General features: G+C 57.5%; 12 protein-coding genes. 9 read left to right on the forward strand and 3 right to left on the reverse strand.

Annotated elements, in window-relative coordinates:
* Window positions 1–29 precede the first annotated feature (29 nt).
* Window positions 30–1,337 (reverse strand): 4-aminobutyrate--2-oxoglutarate transaminase, encoded by a 1,308-nt coding sequence (gene gabT / locus M0654_RS21350; RefSeq protein WP_248684822.1) that lies wholly within the window; start codon window positions 1,335–1,337, stop codon window positions 30–32.
* Between the two features lie 71 nt (window positions 1,338–1,408).
* Window positions 1,409–2,002, reverse strand: a complete 594-nt coding sequence (locus M0654_RS21355; RefSeq protein WP_248684823.1) for a cupin domain-containing protein — start codon at window positions 2,000–2,002, stop codon at window positions 1,409–1,411.
* Between the two features lie 303 nt (window positions 2,003–2,305).
* Here M0654_RS21355 and M0654_RS21360 point away from each other — a divergent pair, with 303 nt between their 5' ends.
* From M0654_RS21360 to M0654_RS21380, 5 genes are all read left to right on the forward strand, one after another.
* Complete coding sequence (locus tag M0654_RS21360; RefSeq protein WP_118851995.1) at window positions 2,306–2,602, forward strand: type II toxin-antitoxin system TacA family antitoxin; 297 nt, start codon at window positions 2,306–2,308, stop codon at window positions 2,600–2,602.
* Window positions 2,602–3,096 (forward strand): GNAT family N-acetyltransferase, encoded by a 495-nt coding sequence (locus M0654_RS21365; RefSeq protein ID WP_248684832.1) that lies wholly within the window; start codon window positions 2,602–2,604, stop codon window positions 3,094–3,096. The genes M0654_RS21360 and M0654_RS21365 overlap by 1 nt, the downstream gene beginning before the upstream one ends.
* Window positions 3,097–3,385: 289 nt before the next feature.
* A complete protein-coding gene (locus M0654_RS21370) occupies window positions 3,386–3,748 on the forward strand; it encodes a nuclear transport factor 2 family protein (RefSeq protein WP_118851993.1) in 363 nt (120 codons plus the stop codon).
* Window positions 3,749–3,846: 98 nt separating this feature from the next.
* Complete coding sequence (locus M0654_RS21375; RefSeq protein WP_248684824.1) at window positions 3,847–4,680, forward strand: helix-turn-helix domain-containing protein; 834 nt, start codon at window positions 3,847–3,849, stop codon at window positions 4,678–4,680.
* Window positions 4,677–5,009: a putative quinol monooxygenase gene (locus M0654_RS21380; protein WP_248684825.1), complete on the forward strand. Its 333-nt coding sequence runs from the start codon at window positions 4,677–4,679 to the stop codon at window positions 5,007–5,009. The genes M0654_RS21375 and M0654_RS21380 overlap by 4 nt, the downstream gene beginning before the upstream one ends.
* Window positions 5,010–5,147: 138 nt before the next feature.
* Here the strand turns inward: M0654_RS21380 and M0654_RS21385 are convergent, their stop codons facing one another.
* The gene (locus M0654_RS21385) at window positions 5,148–6,110 is read right to left on the reverse strand and encodes a DMT family transporter (protein ID WP_248684826.1); all 963 of its coding nucleotides are present in this window, start codon (window positions 6,108–6,110) and stop codon (window positions 5,148–5,150) included.
* Window positions 6,111–6,196: 86 nt separating this feature from the next.
* Here M0654_RS21385 and M0654_RS21390 point away from each other — a divergent pair, with 86 nt between their 5' ends.
* The 4 genes from M0654_RS21390 to M0654_RS21405 all read left to right on the forward strand — a co-directional run bounded on the left by M0654_RS21390 (window position 6,197) and on the right by M0654_RS21405 (window position 9,451).
* Entirely contained in the window at window positions 6,197–6,823 is a 627-nt protein-coding gene (locus M0654_RS21390; protein WP_248684827.1) for a CGNR zinc finger domain-containing protein, read from the forward strand.
* Between the two features lie 733 nt (window positions 6,824–7,556).
* Window positions 7,557–8,435, forward strand: a complete 879-nt coding sequence (locus tag M0654_RS21395; protein WP_248684828.1) for an alpha/beta fold hydrolase — start codon at window positions 7,557–7,559, stop codon at window positions 8,433–8,435.
* Between the two features lie 37 nt (window positions 8,436–8,472).
* Complete coding sequence (locus tag M0654_RS21400) at window positions 8,473–8,799, forward strand: hypothetical protein (RefSeq protein ID WP_248684829.1); 327 nt, start codon at window positions 8,473–8,475, stop codon at window positions 8,797–8,799.
* Window positions 8,800–8,896: 97 nt separating this feature from the next.
* Window positions 8,897–9,451: a CGNR zinc finger domain-containing protein gene (locus M0654_RS21405; protein ID WP_248684830.1), complete on the forward strand. Its 555-nt coding sequence runs from the start codon at window positions 8,897–8,899 to the stop codon at window positions 9,449–9,451.
* Window positions 9,452–10,414 lie beyond the last annotated feature (963 nt).

Consider the following 10,414-nt stretch of genomic DNA (forward strand, 5'->3'; position numbering starts at 1 on the left):
CGCATTCCTCCCTAATTGAATATTGGTGACTAGGCTGCAGTCGCTGTTGCTGCATCCGAGAATGCCGCTTCGATGGACGCCTCAAGAATGGCGAGTCCTTCCTCAAGCACATCCCACTCGATTGTCAGCGGCGGCAGCAACCGGATCACATTCAGGCGCGTTCCGCAAGAAAGGAGGATGAGGCCCCGCGCTTCGGCCTCTGCAACAATACGGGTGGTGATATGAGGAGCGGCAGCCTTGGATTGGCGATCCTCAACCAACTCAAATGCCACCATCGCACCAAGCCCGCGGACCTCGCCGATCCGCTCCATCCCTTGACGCGATGCGATTGCGTTCAGGCGCTCGGAAATCCGACGACCGATTTCCGCCGCACGATCGCAAAGCTTCTCCTTCTCGATGAGATCCAGAACGGCGTTGGCCGCGGCGACTGCAAGCGGATTGCCGGCATAAGTGCCGCCGAGGCCGCCCGGATGAGCCGCGTTCATGATCTCGGCCTTGCCGGTCACAGCCGAGAGGGGGAAGCCGCCTGCAAGGCCCTTGGCCATCGTAACGAGATCCGGCTTAACGCCCGCATGCTCGAAACCAAACATCTTGCCGGTGCGCGCCATGCCCGCCTGGATTTCGTCCGCTATGAGGACGATGCCATGGCTGTCGGCGATCTCCCGGAGCCTGACCAGGAATTCTCGCGGCGCAACGTTGAAGCCGCCTTCACCCTGGACTGGCTCCACGATGAAGGCTGCGATCCGTGCCGGATCCACATCCGAGGCGAAAAGCCGCTCCAGTTCCGCAATCGCCTGTTCGCTTGAGTAATCGAGGAACGGGTTCGGAAATGGCGCATGATAGATGTCGGCTGGGAATGGGCCGAAGTTTTTCTTGTACGGCATGACCTTGCCGGTGAGTGCCATGCCGAGCATGGTGCGACCGTGGAAAGCACCGGAGAAGGCGATGATGCCTGCACGACCTGTATAGGCGCGGGCTATTTTCACGGCGTTCTCTACCGCTTCGGCGCCCGTGGTCACCAACACTGTTTGGTTTTTAGTGCCAGTAGGTGCAATCTCGTTCAAGCGTTCAGCAAGCCGGATATATCCTTCATAGGGCGCAACATGAAAGCAGGTGTGGGTGAAGCGGTCCGCCTGTTCCGCTACTGCTTTCATAACGGTCGGATTACGGTGACCGGTATTGTTGACAGCGATACCTGCCGCAAAGTCGATGAAACGTCTGCCCTCGACGTCCCAGAGTTCAGCGTTAAGCGCCTTGTCAGCGAAGATGCCGCGCGTTCCCACGCCGCCAGCGACGGCAGCCTTCTGGCGAGAATGCAGATTACTAGAAGTAGCCATCGAAGTCCCCTTTTACCGATGCATGAGCTATAGCGCTGCTCATTATTTTGAGCAAGAGCTTATGTTGCGGGTTAGAGGTAGGGAGGGGAACATGCAGAGATCACTATGGCCCGTTCGCCCGAGATATTGCGGAAGCGGTGCGGCAGACGACTGTCAAAAAGATATGCCTCGCCCGCCTTTAATATACGCACGTCATTGCCGATTGTAATTTCCAGTTCGCCTTCGACGACATAACCTCCTTCCGAAGAGGTATGTTGCAGGAATGTCTCCCCGGTGTCAGCGCTGGGTTCGTAGACTTCATGCAGGATTTGCAGGTTGTGTGACCGGGCGTCGCCCACCTGACGTAATACAAGCGTCCCATTTGCACCGCCCGGCAACTGCCCCGAAATACGAGACGTAAGGTCGAGTAGCTCATCTGCTGAAAAGAAAGGGCCTTTAGAAGGGCTGCGTTCAGGTTCGAAAAAGTCGCCCATGCCCACGCCAAGGCCGTTCAAAATTCTTCGTAAGGTCGAAACTGACGGGCTGATCTTGTTCGTCTCGACATTTGAAATCTGTGCATGTGGGACGCCAGCCTTCTCTGCAAGCTGCCGCTGTGACAGACCAGCAGCCATACGCATCGCGTGAAGCCGGGCGCCGATGTCAAACCGCTCGTCCACCTGTTCCATCCATTTTTACTGTCGGCGTTCTTCTTAACCCTATGCACCTGTTTTCTAGCTTACGCAAATGGCTGAGATTTTGAGCGGTATTCCCCGTTGTCGGCCCCAGAAATTGCGCAGAGATTTAAAAGAGAGGGCGTCTTTGTAGGCTCTGGTAATATTCTGAGCGCGCGGGTCGGGGGTCCGGTTCCGTTCAAGGCGAGAATGACCAGGTTTGATGCGCCGACAACCACACCGGAGCAACACCATCGTTGCGGCTCTTGTAATGACGGTGTCGTTACACTAGATAGCGTTAGGACATAGGAGTTGCCCATGCCGACGTCACACACCAGCAAGAATGTGAACGCAAGCGTTCCGTTGAATATCCGTATCAAGCCCGCGACTCGCAACCTTATTGATCGTGCGGCTGAGTTGCTAGGCAAGACGCGCACGGATTTCATGTTGGAGGCCTCTGAACGGCGAGCTGAGGAAGTGCTGCTAGACCGCACCGTCTTCACAGTAAGCCCCGAGGTCTATAACCAATACCTTGCTCGCCTCGATGCGCCCGCCCAGTCGAATGAGCGGTTGAAGCGCACAATGTCGACCAAAGCGCCGTGGGACGAGGCGTGATACTAACTGCGCCTGCTCCCTTAGCCGATTATCATGAACTGGAAGAGTTTGATTCCGGCGTTCAACAACTGGACGACTGGTTGCGTCGACGAGCCCGTGCCAATCAGGCAGGTGGGGCATCTCGTACGTTTGTGGCCTGCGAGGGAAATCGCGTTGTTGCCTACTACGCGCTCGCCTCCGGCGCAGTGAAGCCGGCAGAAGCACCAGGCCGTTTCAGGCGAAACATGCCGGACCCGATCCCAGTCGCAGTACTTGGTCGATTGGCTATTGATCGATCTTACCAGAGTCGAGGTCTAGGTCGGGCGTTGGTCCGTGATGCAGGCCTGCGCCTGCTTAATGCCGCCGAAATACTTGGTATCCGAGGCGTACTGGTGCATGCCATTTCGGATGATGCACGTGCCTTCTATGAAGCTGTCGGATTTCTGCCTTCTCCGTCCGATCCGATGATGCTGATGATCGGATTGAAAGACCTCAGCAACGCATTGAACGCGTAGACGCTATCGTTGAGCGTCATCGAAGGGAGAAGAAGCAGGTCGATAGCGCGAAGAGCCGACATGCGCTCGAAGCCCGTTGAACAGCCGATGCATCGCAGCGGCGACGCTCGATCCAAAGGTCGCCGCGATCAGTCCTGCGTCAGTGAAGACCTAATAAAGGCACAGGCTTCTGAATTCCCAATAGCAGGTCACAGGTTCGTATCGCATCAACTGCGGCATTACCTCGGGGGTAATCGACGTGCGACGGCTTCGACGTGATGATCATGTCGTCTAACACGGAGATCACGCCATGAACACCGCAGAACAAAGTCCCGAAGCTGTCGCCCATTCCTACCTTGCCGTCTGGAACGAGCCTTATCTGGTATCCCGTCTTGCTGCTCTTAAAGAGGGTTGGGCAGTGAACGCCAGCTACGCCGACCCGCTCATGCAGGGCACGACACCTGAAGAGATCGCTTCGATGATCGAGGCAGCGCGCAGTCACTTCCCCAACCACAGTTTCGTCCTCAGGGGAAAGCCGGATGGCCACCACCGCGCGATCCGCTTCTCGTGGGATCTGGTAACGGAGGACGGTATCCGGGTCGCGGGCGGAACGGATATTGTAAAGCTGAACTCGGACGGGAAGTTCGCCGAAGTCATAGGGTTTCTTGACTGATGTTCTGGGCCGAGTCCAACCATCTCCGGGGAGTGTCTCGGCGGTGGCACCTGACAGACCAATGCTAACGCTTGAACAATATCGCCGACGAGATGACTATGAGCCAATACATCCAGCGCAGTCGACCATCAGACACAACGGTAGGACATGTCCTGCGCGAATGGCGCGAGCGGCGGCGCCTCAGCCAAATGAACCTTGCTCTGGATGCCGGCATCTCGACCCGCCACCTGAGCTTTGTCGAAAGTGGTCGCTCTTCCCCAAGCCGCGATCTTCTCACTAGGTTGGCTGAGACATTGGCTATGCCGCTGCGGGCTCAAAACCGCCTTATGCTATCTGCCGGATATGCGCCCATTTATGCAGATCATGATTTCGATGCAGCGGAAATGGCCCATGTTCGCACGACAGTGGAGGCCGTTCTTGAAGCGCAGATGCCGTTTCCGGCGCTCGCGGTCGACAGTCGTTGGACCCTTGTTCGCGCAAATCAGGCCACCATGGATCTGTTGACTGGGATCGACGTCGAGATGTTGTCGCCGCCGCTCAATGTCCTGCGGCTCAGTCTGCATCCCCAGGGCCTTGCTTCCCGGATCGTTAACTTTGCGGAGTGGCGACATCACCTCCTGGATCGGCTGCAAGTGCAGATGACGTCATCCGGCGACAGCGTTTTGGTGGATTTGCATAAGGAGCTTGCCTCATATCCATCACCGCCGCCACAGAAGATAGAGGAGGAGCGTTCTCACCCGCTCCTTGCCGTGCCACTGGAGTTGAGAGTGCCTGACAGGGACGTTGTGCTTCGTTTCATCTCCACCACGACCATGTTCAGCACCGCAACAAGCGTTACTCTATCTGAACTTGCGCTCGAATGCTTTTATCCCGCCGATGCTGACACGCGCGCGGCGCTGCTTCAACAAGAGATTAATGGAGCTCCCAGATGAGCGTGACCTACCTGATCGAATTTCACGTCCAGCCGCGCGAGCGCGAACGCTTTCTTGCGCTGCTGAATGGTGTGCTGGACGCCATGCGCCACGAGGATACCTTCCTGGACTGCGCGCTTCACGCCGATCCTGCAGACGCAAACCATTTCATGCTCCACGAGACGTGGCAGAGCCACGAGGACGTTATCGATGTTCAACTTGCGCGACCCTATCGAAAGGCTTGGCACGAAGCCCTACCAAATCTGCTAGTATCGGAGCGGCAGATCGGCACCTGGATGAAGGTTCGCAGCGATGCGGCTCAACACGCCAATGTTGCTTGTGCCTCATGAACCAGAGTTGAAGGTCAAGCGCATCACCGTGCTGCCTTCGAACCCAAGTTTGCGGTAAAACGGCAGTCCGGCTTCAGATGTTTGGCAGGCGTTGCGTAGCTCTCCCACATTGGGAGGTAGTGTTGGATGACGATGTCGTCATTCTGAGGTGTAGCAGTCACGAATAGCATTTCGGCCTCCGCGTCGGGTCAAGGGCGTGAGGACAGCCTTATCGCCGTTGAGGCAGATGTAGGCGGCGAGCAACATCATAGCCATCCCTATGATGCTCTGGAATGAGATCGCCTCGCCCCCAAAGAGGACCCCGACAGAAACGGCAATGGCCGGAGAAACAAAAGCAAAGCTACCGGCTCTCGCAGGACCGATGTCCCTGATCAGTTGCATGTAAAGGCTATAGCCGATCAGGGACCCAAAGATGACAAGGAAGAGCCAGGCCGCGATTGCCTTGCCGTCCCACAAGACCGTCAGGCTCTGTGCGGCTGTCGGCTCAAAGACCAGTGCAGCCATGCCAAGGATCAACCCTCCAATCAAGGTGGTTGAGCCGGACAGGAACGTGCTGTCATATCGGCGCAGCAGCGGACGCATGAGGACAGAACCCCAGGCAGACGACACCGCCGCCCATGCCACAGCCGCCAAGCCAACAAGTGCATGAGACTGCGAAAGTTCGTCCAAGCTGACAGCGGGAAAGAACAGAACAGAGAGACCCAGTGCACCCAGACCCATGGCCAAAGCCCGCGCGGTGCTCCAACTTTCCTCTCGCAAGGCTATGCCAAAGGCGAGAAGGGCAAGCGGCGTGAGCGACATCTCCAACACAGCTGCCGTCCCCGAGGACACGAACTGCATGCCCCAGAACAACGGGCCGTAGCAGAGCGTAATCATCAGTAGGCTGCTGACCAGAAGACGAAACAGGTCCTTGCTTTTGATCAACGCCATCCGCCGCCCACGCAATGTCCAGAGCAACAGCAGCGCCCCTGCACACGCAAATCGGGTAGCCGCGAACATCATCGGCGGCACGGTTTCAATCCCAGACTTGACTGCGATCCAGGTAAGGCCCCAGACAACGCACAGGATCAAGAATTTCGTCGTTTGTATCGACTGCGGCATGGTGAAGGTCCTTGTGGTGTAACGGAATAAACTTAATATAACCATTACAACCGTGAGCGGAGCCTATCAGTTCCAGCGAGAGAAGAATGGCATCTTCGACAAAAGACATGCGCCTGATCGGAGGTCATCCCGCACTCGACCTCGTCAACACCGTTGACAGTCGCGGTGACCGGTGGGGCCCGGACTTCATCCAGGTCTTCGACGATGTGCTCGTTCTGGCGGAAAGGCTGGAGCTTGTTGAGCCGAAGGTGGCGGGCAAGCTGAGGAGGCTGCTGATCTCGTCCGCCGCGGATGCAGAAGGGCTTGTAAAGGAAGTCATTGCCCTCAGGGAAGCACTACATGAGGTGTTTCTGGCGGAGGACGCTGGGGGACCTTATCCCAAGGCAGCAATCGAGATTGTAGCAGGCTGGGCCAGGCGTGGGCGCGTTCGCCAGGTTTTCAAGGACGACAATGGCGTATTCGGATGGACACTTCCGTTTGATAGCTTCGAAGACGTTCCGGCCAAGTTCGCACTCGAGGCGACAGCGCTTATCACCGAGCGGCCTCATCGACGACCCGTGCGCGAGTGCAAGGGCGACAACTGTGGTTGGCTGTTTCTCGATCACTCAAAGAGCGGTCGCAGGCTCTGGTGCTCCGATGCAAGCTGCGGTACCCATAACCGAGTAAAGCGTTTCAGGGCTCGACACGCACCTGATAAGCCATCGAGGGCTTGAACAGTTGCAAGATCGCTCAGTCCGCCGTTCACGACTGACAGGCAGCAATCTTCTTTGACAACAGGACGTCTTCGTCGGGACCAGGTAGCTTTCGGGTATAGGACTTCCGCGCCCGGTGACGCAGGAAGCGGGAGCGGCGGTCGGGGTCGCTGCCTTCCACCAGAACTTGCTCCTCGAGACATGCCGGGGACGCTGCCCACACGGTTGCCGCCCAGCCAGATCTCTGGAACCTGCGGCCTGCAAGAACGAAATCATTAATCGTAGTCTCGAAGAACATCCACGACATGGGCAATACCTCGGTTACCATGGCAAGTGGTCTTGCCGGCACTCAGAAAAGTTTTCAAGACTATCGCCCGACTGCCGCATGGCGCGAAGCACCATTGGCGGTGGCTCAGGGGCGGCAGTGGGTTTGAAGGAGCTTCCCTTTTCCCGATGGGTATGATGGCTTCCGCTGAGCCGCTACGGATCAACTCATTTTGCGTTCTGCCATACCCATGGGATGCCAACGAACGCGGATGCATGGTTCATCGGCGCTATCTCAAGTGTCACTTCGGCCAAATCCAGCATTCTCTTAGGCAAACAGAGCAGCCGACCCGGTGAGCTTTTAAATTAGATCCCGCTACCAGGCCAGGTTCAGGTCCCGACAGGCATCGGCTCGTGGAAACTGGAACAAGAACCGGCTAAATCGGTTATGGTGGTTCCGCAAGACGGAGAGGCTGTTAGGAGAGAAAGCATGACAAGATGCGAAACAACTCACCGTTGGGCCCCCATAGGCAGACACAGGCTCTTCCTCCGGGAAGCGGGACCGACCGACGCTCCTATCCTGCTCCTGCCGCACGGATACCCATGTTCATCCTATCAGTACCGGAGGCTAATGCCGGCGCTTGCCGATCAGTGGCGCACCGTCGCCTTCGACTGGCCAGGTTTTGGCTACAGCGACACGCCGAATCCTGCCGAGTTCGGCTATGACTTCGACGCTTACGCCGAGGTGCTCAACGACGTCGCTGAGGCGCTCCGTCTGGAGCGCTACGCGCTCTGGCTCCACGACTACGGATCGCAGATCGGTCTGCGGCATGCCATCACCCACCCGGAGCGGATCGCCGCGCTGATCATCCAGAACGGCGACATCTACGAAGACGTGCTTGGCCCTAAATACGAGACGATCAAAGCCTGGTGGGCCGACAAGTCAACCGAGAAGCACCGCACTCTCAAGGAGGCTGTAAGCGAGGACGGATTCCGTGAGGAGTTCGTCGGTGAAGTCTCTGAGGAGGTGGCAAGCCGGGTTCCTCCGGACCTTTGGAAGTTGCATTGGCCGCTCATGGACACCCCGACACGCAAGATGGTGTCAGTCGGCCTGATGGAAAAGCTGGAGCAGAACCTCGACTGGTTCCCGCGCTATCAAGCCTATCTGCGCGAGCACCACCCCCCGACGCTGGTGGTATGGGGGCCGCAGGACGGGTACATGCCTGAGGCATCTGCGCGAGCCTACCAGCGCGATCTCCCGGACGCGGAGTTCCACATTCTCAGCGATGCCGGACATTGGCTGCTGGAAACGCATTTCGAACAGGCGCTACCGCTTGTCCGCGACTTCCTGTCGCGGGCGCTCCGATGATTGCGCCTCTAATAGAAAGCTCCAAGAGGAGACATACATGGTGACAAAGCCCACCATTGCACGCATCTGGCGCGGCCGTACGCGCCGCGACGTCGCCGATAGCTACGAATCTTATTTGCGAGCCGAAGGCATTCCTCCGCTTCAGGAGGTCGCCCTCGGCGTCCAGCTCTTTCGGGAGGACCGGGAGGAGGAAACTTGGTTTATGACTATCTCCTACTGGCCTGACATCCAGGCAACGACCGCCTTCACGAAGGGTGATCCGATCAAGGTTCATCATCTCGATCGCGACGCCGAGTTCCTGATCGAATTGCCGGAACGGATTGAGCTCCATCGCATCCTGGTGCACGATCCGAGCCTTCGTTGATTAGAGCTGCGATCTCAGCGTGTCGGCGACGAGCGTCGACCACGGCGGAACTTGCATCCTGTTGGTGCAACCGCCGATCAGAAGAACGAAAGCCACTATGATGTCACTGCCCCATCGGATTTCTGGCAACCTGGCTCTGGATCTCGCCAACACCATTAGTTGGCGCAACACGAGCCGGGAAATCGATCATCTGGCAACCTTCGGTGACGTCTTGGCGTGGTCGAGAGAAGTCGGCCTGATCGGCGATGACCTTGTCTTATCGCCGCCGGAGCAAAAGACGCTGTACGAGCAGGTGCTTGCTCTTCGCAATGCGATCCGCGGCGCGGGATCGGCGATAGCGAATGACCTGGATCCGTTGCGGCCAGACTTTGACATCATTCGCGACATCGCCGCGTTGGCCCTCTGCCAGGCGTCGCTTTCCGGAACACCGTACACGTTGCATTTTAAGGGCATCTATCGTGTGACCGGCGCCATCGCATGGTCCGCGCTCGACCTGCTTCGGGGCGACGAACTCTCCCGACTAAAGCAATGTCCGCCCGATGATTGTCACTGGCTGTTCATCGACCGGACAAAGAACGCTTCAAGGCGCTGGTGCGACATGGGCACCTGCGGCAATCGCGCCAAAAAATTGGCGCACAGAGCGGCGCATTAGCCTGAAGCATTCCATGAGCGGATAGCGGCACTCCGCACCGTGATCGATGAGGATCAGAGCAATGATTACCTGTGTTGGAATACGGACTGATTGGACGAGGCAGGCAGAATTCGAAGCTTGGTGCAGAATGTGGGATTTACCGTATGTACCAACCTCCTATGAAGCTAAGCTGTTTCCGGATGGTCGAAGCTCATTTGCAGGTTGCTGGCTCACCTACGGCGGAGGCAGCGGGTTCTGAGGGTCTCTGCGAGCCTTCACCCGTTTCATCTCCGCGTCCTGCAGCCAGAAACACAACGGGTTCTGGAAAGTCGGTTGACGTGGTGCCACGACAGAACCTCCTGCGGAAGCATGGTGCCGGTCGGCGGGATCGCTGGCTGACCTAGCGACGAAGGTGGTGTTGCGGGAATCTCCGCGCGATGTAGACCTGCCGTTTCGGTAAAAGGTTGTGATCGGGACGTCAGAGAGCGCACAGATGCGGAAATTATTTCCGCGTCTGCCGGTGGTGTAGACAAGGGTCAAACCGGTAACGCCGCGACGAGTTCTTCCACTATCCATTGATCATTGGTTCCCGTAGGCGCGCCTTCAGTGCGTGATGATACCTTTTGCCCAAAGACTAATGATCTTCGTCCAAGTGATGTCCGTCTTCGATCGCAACAATGGAGCGGTTTCCCAAGGGACGCCTGATCGTCCTGGTGACGCCGCCACTGATGTACGTGCCGCTCGCTTGGATCCTCGTTCTACGCTGTTCATGCCGTTTATGGAGGTCGCATCGACCTCTGGCTCTATCGCTTCGGCGATCATTGCATGTATTGCAGCAAGCCTTCTACGCGTGATGGATTGCTGCCGTGATTTCCGTCCCACTACTCGCAATGGTTCCAGCTGTAGCCTGGTACTTCGGGTTTGGTGGCCAGTAGGGCGGTATGCCTTCGGCGAAGGCCGTCTGTCTTGAGTTGGTGATTAGCT

Origin of the sequence: Neorhizobium turbinariae, from assembly GCF_023223505.1 — a bacterium.
Classification (GTDB): domain Bacteria; phylum Pseudomonadota; class Alphaproteobacteria; order Rhizobiales; family Rhizobiaceae; genus Neorhizobium; species Neorhizobium turbinariae.

What these genes read in the sequence shown, in the direction of transcription:
- M0654_RS21405 (WP_248684830.1), top strand. Translation starts at nt 8,897, where the DNA reads ATGATGTCACTGCCCCATCGGATTTCTGGCAACCTGGCTCTGGATCTC.
- M0654_RS21380 (WP_248684825.1), top strand. Translation starts at nt 4,677, where the DNA reads ATGAGCGTGACCTACCTGATCGAATTTCACGTCCAGCCGCGCGAGCGC.
- gabT (WP_248684822.1), bottom strand. Translation starts at nt 1,337, where the DNA reads ATGGCTACTTCTAGTAATCTGCATTCTCGCCAGAAGGCTGCCGTCGCT.
- M0654_RS21370 (WP_118851993.1), top strand. Translation starts at nt 3,386, where the DNA reads ATGAACACCGCAGAACAAAGTCCCGAAGCTGTCGCCCATTCCTACCTT.
- M0654_RS21390 (WP_248684827.1), top strand. Translation starts at nt 6,197, where the DNA reads ATGGCATCTTCGACAAAAGACATGCGCCTGATCGGAGGTCATCCCGCA.
- M0654_RS21400 (WP_248684829.1), top strand. Translation starts at nt 8,473, where the DNA reads ATGGTGACAAAGCCCACCATTGCACGCATCTGGCGCGGCCGTACGCGC.
- M0654_RS21355 (WP_248684823.1), bottom strand. Translation starts at nt 2,002, where the DNA reads ATGGAACAGGTGGACGAGCGGTTTGACATCGGCGCCCGGCTTCACGCG.
- M0654_RS21385 (WP_248684826.1), bottom strand. Translation starts at nt 6,110, where the DNA reads ATGCCGCAGTCGATACAAACGACGAAATTCTTGATCCTGTGCGTTGTC.
- M0654_RS21395 (WP_248684828.1), top strand. Translation starts at nt 7,557, where the DNA reads ATGACAAGATGCGAAACAACTCACCGTTGGGCCCCCATAGGCAGACAC.
- M0654_RS21375 (WP_248684824.1), top strand. Translation starts at nt 3,847, where the DNA reads ATGAGCCAATACATCCAGCGCAGTCGACCATCAGACACAACGGTAGGA.
- M0654_RS21360 (WP_118851995.1), top strand. Translation starts at nt 2,306, where the DNA reads ATGCCGACGTCACACACCAGCAAGAATGTGAACGCAAGCGTTCCGTTG.